This window comes from Vibrio tapetis subsp. tapetis (assembly GCF_900233005.1).
Lineage (GTDB): Bacteria > Pseudomonadota > Gammaproteobacteria > Enterobacterales > Vibrionaceae > Vibrio > Vibrio tapetis.
The window spans coordinates 2,850,485-2,865,998 of the sequence record NZ_LT960611.1 but is presented as its reverse complement, the minus strand read 5'-3'; the positions used below and the strand labels follow the sequence as shown (position 1 = coordinate 2,865,998).

14 protein-coding genes are annotated in these 15,514 nt (G+C 43.1%); 11 read left to right on the top strand and 3 right to left on the bottom strand.

Translation table 11 applies throughout. From position 1 onward, the window contains the following. Window positions 1-108 precede the first annotated feature (108 nt). The 3 genes from galU to VTAP4600_RS12735 form a co-directional block, all read right to left on the bottom strand. The gene (gene galU / locus VTAP4600_RS12745) at window positions 109-984 is read right to left on the bottom strand and encodes a UTP--glucose-1-phosphate uridylyltransferase GalU (protein WP_102523139.1); all 876 of its coding nucleotides are present in this window, start codon (window positions 982-984) and stop codon (window positions 109-111) included. Window positions 985-1,077: 93 nt separating this feature from the next. Further along, a complete protein-coding gene (locus tag VTAP4600_RS12740; protein WP_102523138.1) occupies window positions 1,078-2,046 on the bottom strand; it encodes a DHH family phosphoesterase in 969 nt (322 codons plus the stop codon). 55 nt (window positions 2,047-2,101) lie between these two features. Beyond that, window positions 2,102-2,737, bottom strand: a complete 636-nt coding sequence (locus VTAP4600_RS12735; protein ID WP_102523137.1) for a LuxR C-terminal-related transcriptional regulator — start codon at window positions 2,735-2,737, stop codon at window positions 2,102-2,104. A 374-nt stretch (window positions 2,738-3,111) separates the two neighbouring features. Between VTAP4600_RS12735 and VTAP4600_RS12730 the strand changes: the two genes are divergently transcribed. The 11 genes from VTAP4600_RS12730 to VTAP4600_RS12680 all read left to right on the top strand — a co-directional run bounded on the left by VTAP4600_RS12730 (window position 3,112) and on the right by VTAP4600_RS12680 (window position 15,439). Next, complete coding sequence (locus VTAP4600_RS12730) at window positions 3,112-3,675, top strand: single-stranded DNA-binding protein (RefSeq protein WP_102523136.1); 564 nt, start codon at window positions 3,112-3,114, stop codon at window positions 3,673-3,675. 144 nt (window positions 3,676-3,819) lie between these two features. Next, complete coding sequence (gene csrD / locus VTAP4600_RS12725; RefSeq protein ID WP_102523135.1) at window positions 3,820-5,814, top strand: RNase E specificity factor CsrD; 1,995 nt, start codon at window positions 3,820-3,822, stop codon at window positions 5,812-5,814. A 13-nt stretch (window positions 5,815-5,827) separates the two neighbouring features. Further along, entirely contained in the window at window positions 5,828-7,261 is a 1,434-nt protein-coding gene (locus VTAP4600_RS12720; protein ID WP_102523134.1) for an MSHA biogenesis protein MshI, read from the top strand. Next, window positions 7,258-7,905, top strand: a complete 648-nt coding sequence (gene pilO, locus VTAP4600_RS12715; protein ID WP_231897804.1) for a type IV pilus inner membrane component PilO — start codon at window positions 7,258-7,260, stop codon at window positions 7,903-7,905. Before VTAP4600_RS12720 ends, pilO begins: the two co-directional genes overlap by 4 nt. Further along, the gene (locus tag VTAP4600_RS12710; protein ID WP_102523132.1) at window positions 7,898-8,224 is read left to right on the top strand and encodes an MSHA biogenesis protein MshK; all 327 of its coding nucleotides are present in this window, start codon (window positions 7,898-7,900) and stop codon (window positions 8,222-8,224) included. The genes pilO and VTAP4600_RS12710 overlap by 8 nt, the downstream gene beginning before the upstream one ends. 20 nt (window positions 8,225-8,244) lie before the next feature. Next, window positions 8,245-9,891, top strand: coding sequence for a pilus (MSHA type) biogenesis protein MshL (mshL, locus tag VTAP4600_RS12705; protein WP_102523131.1), 1,647 nt, complete (start codon window positions 8,245-8,247; stop codon window positions 9,889-9,891). A gap of 2 nt (window positions 9,892-9,893) precedes the next feature. Next, the gene (locus VTAP4600_RS12700) at window positions 9,894-10,739 is read left to right on the top strand and encodes an ExeA family protein (RefSeq protein ID WP_102523130.1); all 846 of its coding nucleotides are present in this window, start codon (window positions 9,894-9,896) and stop codon (window positions 10,737-10,739) included. Then, window positions 10,736-12,040, top strand: a complete 1,305-nt coding sequence (locus VTAP4600_RS12695) for a tetratricopeptide repeat protein (protein WP_102523129.1) — start codon at window positions 10,736-10,738, stop codon at window positions 12,038-12,040. Before VTAP4600_RS12700 ends, VTAP4600_RS12695 begins: the two co-directional genes overlap by 4 nt. Next, window positions 12,030-13,757, top strand: coding sequence for an MSHA fimbrial ATPase MshE (locus tag VTAP4600_RS12690; protein ID WP_102523128.1), 1,728 nt, complete (start codon window positions 12,030-12,032; stop codon window positions 13,755-13,757). The genes VTAP4600_RS12695 and VTAP4600_RS12690 overlap by 11 nt, the downstream gene beginning before the upstream one ends. A gap of 10 nt (window positions 13,758-13,767) precedes the next feature. After that, a complete protein-coding gene (locus VTAP4600_RS12685; protein ID WP_102523127.1) occupies window positions 13,768-14,988 on the top strand; it encodes a type II secretion system F family protein in 1,221 nt (406 codons plus the stop codon). A gap of 1 nt (window position 14,989) precedes the next feature. Then, a complete protein-coding gene (locus VTAP4600_RS12680; protein ID WP_102523126.1) occupies window positions 14,990-15,439 on the top strand; it encodes a hypothetical protein in 450 nt (149 codons plus the stop codon). Window positions 15,440-15,514 lie beyond the last annotated feature (75 nt).

The following is a 15,514-nucleotide window of genomic DNA, read 5'->3' as shown; positions in this document are numbered from 1 at the left end:
CATAGACTAACTTTTGTGCAAAGAAAATACTGGATAAAATAACAGTAAAAAATAATCCAGCACACGGCTGGATTATTTGGGTAGAAATAAAAATGAAGCTAAGAACGGTTACTTCTGTTCTTTTTGTGTTGCCTGTTGGCCAAGCTCTGCAGTTTTTTCGTTGGCCAAGTAGACATTCTGGTAGCAGTAGTTCGTGGCTTCAATGTAACCCTCGACACTGCCGCAGTCAAAACGCTGACCTTTGAATTTATACGCTAACACGCAGCCGGATTTAGCCTGTTTTAATAGGGCATCGGTAATTTGGATCTCGCCACCTTTACCTGGTTCTGTTTGTTCAATCAGCTCAAAAATATCAGGAGTTAAGATGTAGCGACCAATAATCGCCAGGTTACTAGGGGCAGTACCCGCCTCTGGCTTTTCAACCATATCGTCAACTCTGAAAAGATCGTCTTTGATCATTTCGCCAGAAATCACGCCATATTTATGAGTCTCTTCTTCTAGCACTTCTTGAACCGCGACAATAGAGCAACGGAACTGTTTATACAGTGCAACCATCTGAGCTAGAACACCTTGCTGTTGGTTAACACATAAATCATCTGCTAAAACAACGGCAAAGGGTTCATCGCCAACCAGCTCACGGCCAGTTAAAATGGCGTGACCCAAGCCTTTCATTTCACGTTGACGCACGTAAGTAAAGTGAGCGGAATCGATCGTTTGACGAATATCGACCAGTAAGTCTTCTTTGTTGGTGCCACTGATCTGGTGCTCAAGTTCGTAGTTTTTATCAAAATGATCCATGATCGAGTGCTTACCACGGCCAGTGACAATGCACATTCCCGTCATACCAGCTTCAATAGCTTCATCGACGCCGTATTCAATCAATGGTTTATTTACAATGGGCATCATTTCTTTTGGCATTGATTTTGTCGCGGGTAAGAAGCGTGTTCCATAGCCTGCTGCCGGGAAAAGGCATTTTTTGATCATTTTGATTATCCTAGTCAATTATCATAAATTTTATATTTGGCGCTACTTTAGCATTTCAATGGAGGAGAAAAAATGGCTTTACCTTGTTTGATTCTAACTCGTCGTGAAATGTTGCTGAAATTTGTGAATAAACGCCGATAGTTGTTCTTTGGGTAAATGGTTAATTCCTGCTGCGGCTTCACGACCTCCACCGGTACTAAATTGGCTTGCTAGAGCCTCGGCACCAAACTTTCGAGTTAAAGGCGCTCTAATACTGATTAAATATCCGTCTTTTTTATTGGTAGTGATGATGGCATGCGCTTTATTGGGCGCTTTATTGGTAAGGGCGTTGCTGTAGACACCGCTCACTCGTTTTGTCCACGCTTCGTTAGGCAACATGAAAACTCGACTACATTCATTTTCTTCTAATACTTCAATGTCTTGTGCCAATGCGAGATCGCTATTAAACCTATCTTGCAGTTTTTCAAAAACGCGGGACTCTTGTTGGAGGAAATCTAACGGGCTGCTGTACTTAATTAACAATTGGAATAATTCATCTGGGGCGTAGAGTAAATCTGAGACGGCTTCACCGTAGCCATTGTAATTGAGATAGATACCAAGCAATTCTAATTGCTCCGTATCATATTCCGATATTTCCAATTTTTGTGCCAATTGAGTCGCTGGAATACGTAGGTTGTCCCCAAAAGCTCCAACAATGGCCCATAGTGGGTATTTACCTGAAAGGTACCCATTGATTATCAACGCAGTACAAGTATTTGCATGGGTATGGATATGGGCTTCAAAGTTAGGAGATTCCGGAATGCTTTTGGCACTATGATGGTCGGCATAAAATACGGTTGCCCCATTGGTTAGGCAACGCTCTAAAGCTGCAACATTTTTATCCATCGAAATATCGAGTACCGTGATTTGGTCGTCATTTGATGAGGTTACTTGTTGCAACAAGGCTATGTCTCTTTTTACGCCTGTTATCAATGTTGATTGTTTCGGATAAGCGAGTCGAAGTTGCACCAACGCCGTTAAGCCGTCGGCATCGCCATTAAACACATCGTAATTGGCCATCATTTCATCCCTGTAAGATCAGTCGAAGCTTAACTTATCATATTGGTTGAAGCGTCCGCTATGGCAGATATTGTTTTGCCCAATTAATTGCCTGTACACGATTTCTTACCTCAATTTTTCGGAATATATTATAGAGATGGCTTTTGATTGTGTTTTCGCTAATGAATAGATCATCCGCAATATCATTATTCGATAGTCCTTTCTTTAAACTCTGTAAGACGTCTAATTCCCTCGACGTTAAAGTAATGTGATAGCTCGGATTATAGACGGCGAGTCGATCTTGATAATTTTCAAGCAGAGTGGTCATGATTGAACGATTGAGCCAGTTTTCGCCGTTGGTAATAGCCAATAACCCGTTAGCTATGTCTGCTGGGGGATGGTTAAGTTCGAAACAACCTTTTAAATTTGGCCATTGCAGCATTTCGGCTACGGGGAGTTGTTCTCCCATATTGATTAATGCGCAGTTTGGCCTATTAGGTAAGCTGGATAAGTGTTTATTGACGTTAGCTAAATCTGGTAAGCGAGCCGCATCAACCAGAAGCGTTTTATTTGAGAAATCATGGTTACTTTCGGAGATGCTAAAAATATCGACGAGAACGATTTGCTGTTTTAATGTCTCACTGATCGTTTGCCCTAGTATGTGATTGGTTCGGTTAAGCTCACAAATCATCAAGTATTGAGCTGGGTATAGCATAGGTGAAACCTCATATTCAGTTGACGCGGGTGAGCGAAGGCCTGTAATGACGCTATAGTGACAATTATTCCGTATGTTGTGTGTTTTCTTGCTAGTGCATGATGTGAATTTGAGTCTCACTTCGATTTAAGTTAAGTAATTGATAAATTTAAAGACGGAAACTTGCGGTCAATAACAAACTTTTCGATGGAACCTTTGATTAAGTCTCTGTTTAGAAAAGAACATTCTTGCCAAATTAAAGGCAAAGCAAATAGATTTATGGGAATGGGCTTAAGGGCGATAAATCGTTAACAGTGGATTTGTACCATTGAGATATCGTGTTATCCTAGAGCGCTAAAAATTTAAGCTGAATACAATTTAGACGGAGCAAAAACATGGCAAGCCGTGGAATAAACAAAGTTATTTTAGTGGGAAATCTAGGTAACGACCCTGAGATTCGCTATATGCCCAATGGCAATGCCGTGGCGAACATCACTATCGCAACGTCTGAATCTTGGCGTGACAAAGCAACTGGCGAACAACGTGAAAAGACCGAATGGCACCGTGTTGCACTTTTCGGTAAGTTGGCTGAAGTTGCGGGTGAATACTTACGTAAAGGTTCTCAAGTATACATTGAAGGTCAACTTCAAACGCGTAAATGGCAAGATCAAAGTGGCCAAGATCGCTACACAACAGAAGTGGTTGTGCAGGGCTTTAACGGTGTGATGCAAATGCTAGGTGGCCGTCAAGGTCAAGGTGGTCAATCACAAGGTATGGGCGGCCAACAGCAACAACAAGGAAGCTGGGGTCAGCCACAGCAACCTGTTCAACATGCGCCTCAACAGCAACAAGCGCCACAACATCAAGCGCAGCAGGCTCCTCAACAACAGGCGCCTCAAAAAGCTCAACCTCAGTACAATGAGCCTCCAATGGACTTTGATGATGATATCCCATTCTAGAGCCTGCTCTAGATAGCATCATATTCTTAAGCCGCGAATTTTCGCGGCTTTTGTTTAGCTTTTACAATGAAGTACTTGTACCAATAGAGTTCATTGATCATTATGTAAATTAATGGATTGATGAAATAGCAAGGAAGTGAGTGGATGCGTTATACGCCTACTTTAAAATTAAGTACTCGCTTGGTTGCGTTTGTAACCATGATTGTGGTCAGCGCGATGTTCATCTTATTTGTGGGCGGGACATTATCGTTTAAGCGGATTGGGCAGGAATACGTTAATGTTTACATGTCTGGAATTGCCGACGTCGTAGACAAGGAAATAAACGACCCTGAAGCGGCTCAGTCGATGGCTAAGTGGCTACCTAAAATACTAAAATCCAGTGACGTTATTGAGATGGAGATTACCTCTTCAGCTGGGGTGATTTATCATTTTCGAGATACCAAGAAAGTAGTTGATACTACAAGACTAAAGCAACTGACTTTTCCCCTTAAAAGTCATCCCTCTTATACCGTTAAATTTGAAGTCGTCCCTCCTTATCTTAGTGCTAGCTATTCCATGGAAGCGATGTCTTCGATCACTTTGGCCGTAGCTCTGATCATCTTTTGCCTACTGCGAGGCGTAAAATGGCTCAAAGGTCAGCTATATGGTTCCGAGTTACTAGAAGAACGCGGTCGAATGATCTTAGCTGGTCGGACACAAGATCACGCCAAAGGTGATCACCGAGAATGGCCTTACACTGCAAGCGAAGCGTTAGATAACCTCATCGAAGAGTTGAATGATGCTCGGCAAGAGCGCAGTCGGTTTGATACTTTTATACGAACGCATACTTTCCTTGATCAATTAACCGGAGCGGCGAACCGTGTGTTGTTCGAAAGTAAGCTGGAATCAGCACTGCAAGAAAGTGGTTCTCATGGTGGTGTCGTATTATTGCGTATTAAGGATTGGGAAGAAACGCAAGAGCAGCACGATAAGAACAGCCGTGACCAGTTTATTGTTGATGTGGGGCAAATATTGTCGAACATTGCTCAGAGGTATCCAGACGTCATATTCTCTCGTTATTATGATGCTGATTTTGCCGTATTGATCCCTCATCAAAGTAGCAAAGATATTGCGATTGTTGCGACACAATGCCTGAAGCAGTTGGAGAAGCTTACATTATTAGACTCCCTTGAAAGTGACAACTGGTGTCATATCGGCATAAGTATGTACAAAGAAGGAGAGCGGAGAGGCTACATAATTGACGAGGCTGAAACCGCATTAAAAGCCGCTCAAATGGAGCAACACAACGCTTGGAGTCGCTTTTCTAAAAAGGTTTCAAAGGATGAGCACCGAGGCAGTGTTCGATGGAGAACTCTGTTTGATAAGGCTTTCCTACCCGGGAAATTGCTTATTTTTCAGCAAGCCTGTTTTCTCAAAAATGAGAATGAAAGGACACTTTTACACCAAGAATTGTTTGCCCGCATCCATGATGAGCAGAGCGATACTATCATTAAAGCATCACGCTTCACTGCAGCAATAGAACAAGTTGGCTATGAAGTTCAAATGGATAGAGCCGTGATACGGCAAGTATTGTATTGGTTTAAGTCCAACAATTCGTATGATGTATGCTATTCTATCAACTTGAATATATTGCCTTTTCGAAACAAAACTTATACTCGATGGTTTCGTGATGAACTACTCCAATTGCCAACCAGTATTCGTCACAGACTGAGCTTTGAATTTGTTGAAGGTGCACTGGTTAAAAACCTTGATTATATGAGGCCAGTGATTCGGATGATCTCCGGTCTCGGTTGTAAAGTGATAGTGCAACAAGCTGGAAGAACCATTACCAGTACACATTATATTAAAGATTTAGAGGTCGATTTTTTAAAACTGCACCGAAGTTTAAGTAAAAAAATCGATCAAAGACAAGAGAATCAACTGTTTGTACGTAGTCTCCTTGGTGCGTGCATTGATAGCCGTACTCAAGTTATTGCCGTCGGTGTCGAAACAAAAAATGAATGGCGAACATTGAAAGAATTGGGGGTTGATGGTGGCCAAGGTCGCTTATTTGATGACGAAACCCAGTTACTTCCTGTTGTACAAGCGAAAAAAGTGGCTATCGGTCGCCGAAATCGATGGCGGAAAAATAGTAAGTGAGTAGTAAATAGATATGAATGTTGCTTCGTTTTTAGACAAGCTAAAGGGACAGAAATCAAACTCAAGCGTGTTGAGTTTGGTTTTGCTTGAGGATGCTATTTATTTAACTTTTGATGGTGAAACCTCTCTTTTCCCAATAGACGCATCAGGTTGGCTCACCGCCCTGACTAGTGCGTTGGATAACGACGCCTATTCAGGTGCGAATGCGATTGTCACTCTCGGTGCTCATCACTATCAAAGCTACCAAGTTGAAAAACCGGAACTTCCACCTGAAGAGTGGGCGGTTGGCTTACCGTTTTTATTGAAAGATCTTGTCGCAGAGCGGGTCACTGAAATTGTCGCAGACGGCGTGCTGTTACCCAATAGCAATAAATTGCAAACTTATGTATTGAGTCAGAAGGTACTGACACCACTGCGTACCCTGTTTGAAAAACATCGCATTGAATTACAAAGAGTGGTGCCTGAAGACGAAGTATGGGGACAGGCACTTGAAGGCGTTACGGATTTTGTTTTATTGCATCAAAGTACGCGTAGTAGCTTCAAAATTAATGCTTATGTAGAGTCGAAAAATTTCTTCCATAGAACCATTCGTGGCGTAATGGCACCAGTCACTGGTGCTAACGCGAACAGTCTGCAAGTTGACGGTCTGGCTCTGGAATTACAACGCTCAATTGATTATTTGTCTTCTCAAGTGAAACAGTCTCAATTTCACAAGATATTCATTTGTTGTGATGATGAGATTGACTCTGAATTAAAGCTGGCATTAGAAGAAAGACTGAGTGTTAAAGTTGATACTCTCCACGATAAAGATAGCGCTTGCGGCGTATTACTTTCACTGCATGCTCTACGCATTGGCTTGTCAGGTATTAACTTATTTCCTGATCATTTAAGGCCTAAAAAAGAGTATTTTTCTTTACCTGTTGTTGCCGCTTCATGGCTTGCAATAGCCGTGGTGATGGGGGGAGGATATGGGTATACCGAATATCAAGTGACCCAAAAGCAAGAGCAGATTCGAATTGCAAAGCAGCAAGCTGACCAATTTAACAACCAACTAAAAGAGTTACAAAACCTCGTTAGTCAGCATCAAGCATCGCCAGCTAAATTGGCGACGATTGAACGATTGGAAGTCTCGGTAAAAGCCAAACAAGAATCTTTGAAAGCCGTCGGCCAGTTTGAAGAGCAACAGCAAATTGGCTATTCGGGAGTAATGAGTGCCTTGGCGCGCTTAGGGCGAAGTGATATTTCACTCAATTCTATTTTGATTCAACCTAACACGCTCAATGTCAGTGGATTAGCGCGTAACCCAGGAGTCATACCAAACTGGATTAAGCAGTTCAAAAATGAATTGGATTTAGTCGGAAGAAGTTTTGAGAAGCTTTCCATCGGCCGAAATGAAAACGATATTGTCACATTTGATTTGCGAACCAAGAGGGGGGGAGGTCAATGATGTCTAAATTTGAACCTCTGAACGCTAAGTTTTCTGCAATGACACAAAGAGAGAAGTCGTTGGTAGCCATCGGCGGTGCGGTGGGCGTTTTTATGCTGATGTTGACCTTTTTGTTAGAGCCAGCCATGGAGCGGCAATCAAAACAAACTAACCAATTGCAGTCAGTCGAGTTAGCAGCGATTCGAGCCCAAAGTGAGATAGCCAGAGTGACGAACATACTCAAAGGCGACCCAGATAAAGATGTTGATATAAAGCTTGAGCAACTGCAGCTCCAAAGTGAGCTATTGGATGCACAACTTGATGAAATTGTTAAAAACTTAGTGACACCAAATCAAATGGCAGAATTGCTTGAACAGGTTTTAAATTCCAGCAAAAACTTAAAGTTACAAAGCCTACAGTCATTGCCTGCAGAACCGATTATGTCTAATGGTCAAGCAGTTAACGCTGGCTATTTTATTCACCCAGTTCGAATCGAACTCAGTGGTAAGTATTTTGATATTCAAACTTACCTTTCAACGTTAGAAGCGATGCCAGTTCGTTATTTTTGGCGCAGTTTTCAATACCAAGTGGATGAATACCCAACGGCAAATTTAACGCTAGTGGTGTATACCTTAGGTACGGGGCAGGAGTTTATTGGTGGTTAGAATCATAGTGTTATTGTTTTCGCTGGTTCACTTTCAGGTGCTTGCAAACCAAGATCCTACTGCGCCTCTTGGTTGGTTAGCGCCTAAAGTATCAACGACCGCTAAGCGACCCGTGAAGAAAGTCGCTGTGCCAACATTGCAGTCTATTGTCTGTGAGAATGACGCGCAATGTTATGCCATCATTAATGATCGCGTTGTTGAAGATGGCGATCGAGTTAATGGTTATACGACAAGCCAAGTTACGCCTGAATATGTCGTGATTAGAAAAGGTGCCAAGCAGTGGAAGTTAGAACTGTTCACGGCAAAAATCAAACACTAAGCTAAGGCTTGATGGTAAATATGCGTAAATATGTAGTAGCAATTATAGTCGCGTCGTTGGTGGGGTGTACTAACATGGGGCATCGAGACCCTGTTGAAGTCAAACAAGCACTGAACGAAGCGGTCAACGAAGCCAATAGTCGTGCATTAGACGACCTTCCTGCGTCGGTACAAGATGATCTGATGCCGCATTTCGACGGTCAACCATTGAGTACACAGGCTCCATTGAAACGTTTTCGTGTTCAAGCCAATGGCGTTGACGCGAAAACCTTTTTTGCTAGTTTGGTTAAAGGGACTGAATTCAGTGCGGCAATTCATCCTAACGTAAGCGGACGAATTACCGTTAATTTGTCGGATGTAACATTAGATGAAGTCCTAAATGTTGTACGTGATATGTATGGCTTTGATGTCGTTAAAAATGGCAAAGTGATTCAGATTTACCCGGCGGGATTACGAACGGAAACTATCCCCGTTGATTATCTGCAGTTTAAGCGATTGGGTAAGTCTTTAACGTCAATCACAACCGGATCTATCACAAGTAAAGATGGTGGCAGCTCTTCAGGTTCTTCGAGCTCTAGTTCTAGTTCTTCATCTAGCTCTGGCAGTTCATCTAGCTCTAAAAGCACCAGCCCTACAGGTGGCACAGAAATAGAAACCACCAGTGAAAGTGATTTCTGGCCTCAGCTAGAAAAAGCCGTTGGCACACTCATCGGCACAGGTAACGGGCGTAACGTCATTGTTTCGCCACAAGCAAGTGTCTTAACCGTACGGGCATTTCCGGATGAAATTCGTGAAATTAAACAGTTTTTAGGTGTTTCTCAGAAGCGAATGCAGCGCCAAGTGATTTTGGAAGCAAAAATCCTAGAAGTTACACTCAACGATGGTTATCAACAAGGGATTAACTGGTCAAATATTACCAAAACTATTGGTGGAACCAGCATTTCTACTGGTCGAGGTACAACGAACCCTATTCCGGACTTACCGGGTCTAGATGCCATCGGCTCCCTGCTAGGGGGGCAAACAAATGTGACGATTTCTGATGGGAACTTTAGTGCGGTACTGAGCTTTATGGAAACTCAGGGTGACTTGAATGTGCTTTCAAGCCCAAGGGTGACGGCAGCTAATAATCAAAAAGCAGTCATTAAAGTGGGTCAAGATGAGTACTTTGTTACCGATATTTCAAGCGTGGTGGGCAGTGGTGATAACGCCAATGTAGCTCCGGATATCGAGTTAACGCCTTTCTTCTCGGGCATATCTTTAGATGTCACGCCACAAATAGATGACTCGGGCTTTGTTTTACTGCATGTGCACCCCGCTGTTATCGACGTACAAACTCAATCGAAGAATATTTCCTTAGGTGATGTTGCTTATGATGTCCCGCTAGCAAAAAGCTCAATTCGAGAATCAGATTCCGTGATCCGTGCCCGTGACGGTGATGTTGTGGTGATCGGTGGTTTGATGAAATCGAATACAATTGATAACGTTTCAAAAGTTCCTTTTCTGGGGGATATCCCTGGATTAGGGCATCTGTTCCGTAACGTAACCAAATTAACCCAAAAAACCGAATTGGTCATTTTGCTCAAACCCACCATTGTTGGTGTGAACACGTGGCAGCAAGAGCTTGAACGCTCTCGTGACTTATTACAAGAATGGTTCCCTGAAGAGTAGTTATGTATCAGAGCTTTTATGGCTTCAATCAAGCGCCATTTTCATTAACACCAAATACTGAACTTTTTCAGGGGCTTCCGCCGCATTATGAGGCTATCCAAACGGTGTTATCTGCGATTGAAATGGGTGAGGGTGTAATAAAAGTTTCCGGCGAAGTCGGTACTGGAAAAACCATGGTTTGTCGTATGTTGATTAATCAATTAGCCGATCAAGTTGCACTGGTCTATTTGCCTAACCCTCAGTTATCGGCTGAAGAGTTAAGGTTGGCTGTCGTGAAAGAGCTAGCGATTGTCATCTCTGATGAGGAAAGTATTGTTGATGCCATTCACGCTAAATTACTCGAATTGCATAAACAAGGACGCCGTGTCGTTGCCTTAGTGGATGAAGCGCAGTGCTTAAGTGATGAGTCACTAGAGACGATTCGTCTATTTGGTAATCTTGAAACAGAGCAAGCTAAATTGATGCAAATTGTACTGCTCGGTCAGCCGGAACTGGATAGTCGACTCGAAGAGCACCACTTAAGGCAGCTCCGCCAGCGAATTTCATTCAGTGCTAATTTGCGCAGTTTATCTATGGCAGAAACATTCGCATACATTGAACACAGACTGCAGATCAGCGGTGGTAATGCCAAGTTGTTTGATAATACCGTTAAGAAAGCCATTTGGAGATCGTCAAGAGGCGTACCAAGGTTGATTAACCAGGTGTGCCATAAGTCGTTACTCTTAGCGTTTACACATAAAGATACGCATGTGCAAAACAGCCATGTGTTCGATGCGATCAACGATACATTGGATACGTTAAAACCAAAATTCAAAAAACCTGTGTTATGGGGATGGGGGCTTGCATGAGTGTTATTAATAAAGCGCTCTCTGAGATGACAGAGAAGAAAGGCAATGCTGCTCAACCGCTTGAGAAAGTAGACGTTACCCCTATTGAAAATAACAATAAGGCCATAGTGCTGTTAGCGGGTGGATTACTACTGGCTACGAGTGCTGGCTTGTTTTTCTGGTTGAATTCGGGAAAGGAAGAGCTGCCGAGTGCTGCGCAAGTTGCTGATCCCGTAGTCGTGACACAATCTAATCAACAGGAAAGTAGTCAACCCGCAACGTTGGTGCCTGTATCCGATCAAGTCGTAACCACGACGGTATCTTTATCGACACCTCAAGATTTACCTCAACAAGAAATTGAACGCGTAAAAACAGAGGTGGTGACTGCAGATGGTACAGAACTGAGTGATGAGACATTCGAGCAGGAAGTCACTGCTGCGAACGCAATATCGTTAATTGACAGTAAAACAATATCTCAGCCTGCTAAAACGAATTCAGCCGTCGTCACCGAGAAAATCACGATTGATAAAACATCTTCTCCAAAAGAGACCACTAAAAAAACAATCGATAAAAAAACAGTCGCAACTAAAACGACAACACAAAAAGCGGCACCAACCAGAACGGTTAAGGCTTCAACATCGGCACCTGTTGCAAAAAATACGACGTCTCAACCAGTAAAACAAACTGCGCTTGAAGCTGGTGTAATGGAAGTCGTGCAAGTTGAGCTCACACCACAACAACTCGCGGACAAAGCCAGCGCTAGAGCAAGAAAAGCGCTGGACGCTAATGATTATAGTCGTGCGATAAAAGCCTATGAGTCAGCACTGAAGTACACGCCACGAGATGAAAATATACGCAAGCGAGTAGCGGCTCTCTATTATGGCCGAAGTGATACTCGCAGGGCGGTGAGAGTACTACAACAAGGCATCGAACTTGATAACGACAGTCAAAATTTAAGACTAGCACTCGTTAATATTTTGATTAAACAGAATTTACCTCAGGCTGCTCTTGGCGTTATTGAACACCTACCAGACAACCCAGAGGTTGATTACTTAGCGGCAAGGGCGGGTTTAGCGCAACAAATAAAAAGACAAGAATTGGCGTTGGAAAGTTATCAATTGCTGACGGAGAAAGACGGGAACAATGCCAAATGGTGGTTGGGGTTGGCTATTTCTCAAGAGCGAAGTGAACAATTAGATAATGCTAAGGTTTCCTATAATAAGGCGTTAAATCGAGTTGGCTTATCCAATAAAACTCATGATTTCATTCGTAGTCGTTTAGTTGTGATTAAAGAGACGAAGCAGGTTCAACATGCAGATTAAACTTAGAAAACGACTCGGAGACCTGTTGGTTGAAGAGGGGATCATTTCTGAACCGCAAGTTGAGCAAGCATTGGCTCATCAAAAGCAAACAGGCCGTAAGCTTGGCGACACCCTGATTCAGTTGGGCTTTTTGACTGAAAGCCAAATGTTGAATTTCTTGTCTCAGCAGCTTTCGTTGCCATTAATCGACTTAGGTCGTGCCAATATTGATGTCGAAGCAGTGCAGCTGTTGCCAGAAGTGCATGCACGTCGTCTGAGGGCTTTGATTGTTGGTAGGCAAGGGGACGTACTTCGCGTGGCGATGAGTGACCCGGCGGATCTGTTTGCTCAAGAGTCATTACTTAGTCAGTTGCAACATTACACCATTGATTTTGTTATCGCACCAGAGCGTCAACTGGTAGATGGATTTGATCGCTATTATCGAAGAACTAAAGAAATAGCGTCTTTTGCCGAGCAGCTACATGCGGAACACCAAACTTCCGACAGTTTTGATTTTAGTTTCGGTGATGATGAAGACAGCGACGAAGTTACCGTTGTTAAGTTGATTAACTCTTTATTCGAAGATGCCATTCAAGTTGGCGCATCTGATATACATATTGAGCCTGATGCTGGAGTATTGCGTCTTCGCCAACGTATCGATGGTGTGTTGCATGAAACGCTGCTAAATGAAGTCAATATTGCTTCGGCTTTGGTGCTGCGTTTAAAGCTCATGGCTAACCTTGATATTTCTGAGAAACGTCTTCCTCAAGATGGCCGATTCAATATTCGAGCAAAAGGCCAATCTGTTGATATACGTATGTCGACTATGCCAGTACAGCACGGTGAGTCGGTAGTTATGCGTTTACTTAACCAGACTTCTGGGGTTAGAAAGTTAGAAGAGTCAGGCTTGCCAGAAGATCTATTGCTTCGCTTGAGAAAACAGCTAAGACGACCACATGGCATGATTTTAGTTACGGGGCCAACGGGTTCCGGTAAAACAACGACGTTATACGGTGCCTTGTCTGAGCTTAATGAACCGGGTAAGAAAATCATTACCGCAGAAGACCCGGTTGAATATCGATTAGAACGGGTCAACCAAGTTCAGGTGAACAGCAAGATTAATCTCGATTTTTCGACCATATTGAGAACCTTCCTTCGTCAAGATCCCGACATCATTTTGGTGGGGGAAATGCGAGATCAAGAAACCGTAGAAATCGGGCTCAGAGCCGCATTAACCGGTCACTTGGTTTTAACTACCTTACACACTAATGACGCGATCGACAGTGCATTACGCATGATGGATATGGGAGCGCCAGGTTATTTAGTGGCGAGTGCCGTAAGAGCGGTTGTTGCGCAACGACTCGTTCGTAAGATATGCCCAGATTGCAGTGGTCATGATGAAGTGGATGAAGCTCGCCATCAGTGGTTGGTTTCACGATTCCCAAACCAACAGAGTGCCAAGTTTTTTAAAGGAATGGGGTGCCAAAACTGTAACTTAACAGGCTACCGAGGACGAGTTGGAGTATTTGAAATGCTCGAACTTGAAAATCACATGATGGACGCCCTGAGATCGGGCGACGCTGTTGAATTTTCGCGTCAAGCTAGGCTGTCAACGAATTATAAACCTTTACTGGCTTCTGCTATGGAGTTGGCTTTAGAAGGAGTCGTGAGCCTTGATGAAGTCATGAACCTAGGTGAAGGTGATGCATCCGGTTCTACTGACCCAATATTGATTTAGAGACAGATAAATGGCGACTTATCAATATCAAGGCAGAAACGCTCAAGGCCAAAAGGTCAATGGTCAGGTCGATGCGCCGACGGAAGAACTAGCGGCAGAGGCGCTGGTGAACAAAGGGGTGATCCCTACGGCGATCGTAAAAGGCAAATCGTCTGGTGAGAGCAGTATTGATATCAATAACCTGTTTGCTCAGGCGATACCGTTAGAAATCTTAGTGATTTTCTGTCGTCAGTTATACAGCTTAACCAAAGCTGGTGTGCCTTTATTACGAGCGATTAAAGGCCTAGTACAGAACTGTGCAAATAAACAACTGAAACAGGCGTTAGAAGAAGTCGGGCATGAACTTACCAATGGACGTAGTTTGTCAGCGTCTATGCAGTTACACCCTAAAGTGTTTAGCCCTTTGTTTGTTTCTATGATTAACGTAGGTGAAAATACGGGTCGCTTGGATCAGGCGTTGTTTCAACTTTCTCAATACTATGAGCAAGAACTGGAAACAAGAAAACGCATAAAAACTGCAATGCGATACCCGATATTTGTATTGAGCTTTATCAGTATTGCGATGTTAGTACTTAATATTAAAGTGATCCCGCAGTTCACCAGTATGTTCGCAAAATTTGGCGTTGATTTACCATTACCAACTCGCATCTTGATCGCAACGTCGGATTTTTTTGTTAACTACTGGGTGTGGTTAATTGCGGCTTTGGTCATGATGTTTTTCGCATTTAAATCGTGGATCGGAACGGCTGCGGGTCGAGAGAAGTGGGACAAATTTCGCTTACGAGTGCCCATTGTTGGCGATATTGTTAATCGAGCTCAGTTGTCTCGATTCTCACGTACTTTTGCCTTAATGTTGAAATCTGGGGTGCCGTTAAACCAGTCTTTAGCTTTGTCAGGTGAAGCGCTTGGAAATAAGTTCTTAGAACTGCGGATTCTTGAAATGAAATCGGCTATTGAAGCGGGCAGCACCGTTTCATCAACCGCGATTCAGAGTGAAATATTTACTCCCTTGGTCATTCAGATGATCTCCGTTGGGGAAGAAACGGGGCGGATTGATGAGCTATTATTAGAGGTGTCAGACTTTTATGATCGTGAAGTCGATTATGATCTGAAAACGCTGACAGCTCGAATTGAACCTTTGTTACTCGTGATTGTTGCGGGCATGGTATTGCTACTAGCGTTGGGTATATTCCTGCCGATGTGGGGCATGCTGGACGTCGTTAAGGGATAACATGGGTAATATGATAAGCGTACCGAGAGTCGCAATATGGCTTGCGGTGATCGTAGCACTATTGGCGTTTCTGAGTTTCAATTGGAATAAAATTGATCAACAAGCAGAAAATACCACGTTTGAAGTCGTGGTTGGCCAAATGAGTGAACGGGCAAACAGTTACCGTCAGCAGTGGTTAGTTAACAAACAACCTGACGTATTGTCTGTGGCTGAACAGATTGTGCACTTTGACCATAATGGATGGGTAAAGCCGATTAACGGTAACCAAGTCGACTGCGATTGGTGGTTGACCATATTGTATCCGAACCTTGGGTGGGGTTATGTCGATATACCTAAATCAACGTTAAAAAGTGATGGGTTAGTTTATCAATGTCGCTATCAATTCGATAATAGTAAGATTTTAGACCTAACGTTGAGTGACAAAAAACTGGCAATAACTGTCGAAAAATAGACGGTATGGTAAAGTTTGTGATGGGCTTACATGAAAGCATACGATATAATATGCACTTGTAAGCGGTATGATAAT

Coding starts and splice junctions, on each gene's coding strand:
- galU (WP_102523139.1), bottom strand. CDS start 984: ATGATCAAAAAATGCCTTTTCCCGGCAGCAGGCTATGGAACACGCTTC.
- VTAP4600_RS12740 (WP_102523138.1), bottom strand. CDS start 2,046: ATGATGGCCAATTACGATGTGTTTAATGGCGATGCCGACGGCTTAACG.
- VTAP4600_RS12735 (WP_102523137.1), bottom strand. CDS start 2,737: ATGCTATACCCAGCTCAATACTTGATGATTTGTGAGCTTAACCGAACC.
- VTAP4600_RS12730 (WP_102523136.1), top strand. CDS start 3,112: ATGGCAAGCCGTGGAATAAACAAAGTTATTTTAGTGGGAAATCTAGGT.
- csrD (WP_102523135.1), top strand. CDS start 3,820: ATGCGTTATACGCCTACTTTAAAATTAAGTACTCGCTTGGTTGCGTTT.
- VTAP4600_RS12720 (WP_102523134.1), top strand. CDS start 5,828: ATGAATGTTGCTTCGTTTTTAGACAAGCTAAAGGGACAGAAATCAAAC.
- pilO (WP_231897804.1), top strand. CDS start 7,258: ATGATGTCTAAATTTGAACCTCTGAACGCTAAGTTTTCTGCAATGACA.
- mshL (WP_102523131.1), top strand. CDS start 8,245: ATGCGTAAATATGTAGTAGCAATTATAGTCGCGTCGTTGGTGGGGTGT.
- VTAP4600_RS12700 (WP_102523130.1), top strand. CDS start 9,894: ATGTATCAGAGCTTTTATGGCTTCAATCAAGCGCCATTTTCATTAACA.
- VTAP4600_RS12695 (WP_102523129.1), top strand. CDS start 10,736: ATGAGTGTTATTAATAAAGCGCTCTCTGAGATGACAGAGAAGAAAGGC.
- VTAP4600_RS12690 (WP_102523128.1), top strand. CDS start 12,030: ATGCAGATTAAACTTAGAAAACGACTCGGAGACCTGTTGGTTGAAGAG.
- VTAP4600_RS12685 (WP_102523127.1), top strand. CDS start 13,768: ATGGCGACTTATCAATATCAAGGCAGAAACGCTCAAGGCCAAAAGGTC.
- VTAP4600_RS12680 (WP_102523126.1), top strand. CDS start 14,990: ATGGGTAATATGATAAGCGTACCGAGAGTCGCAATATGGCTTGCGGTG.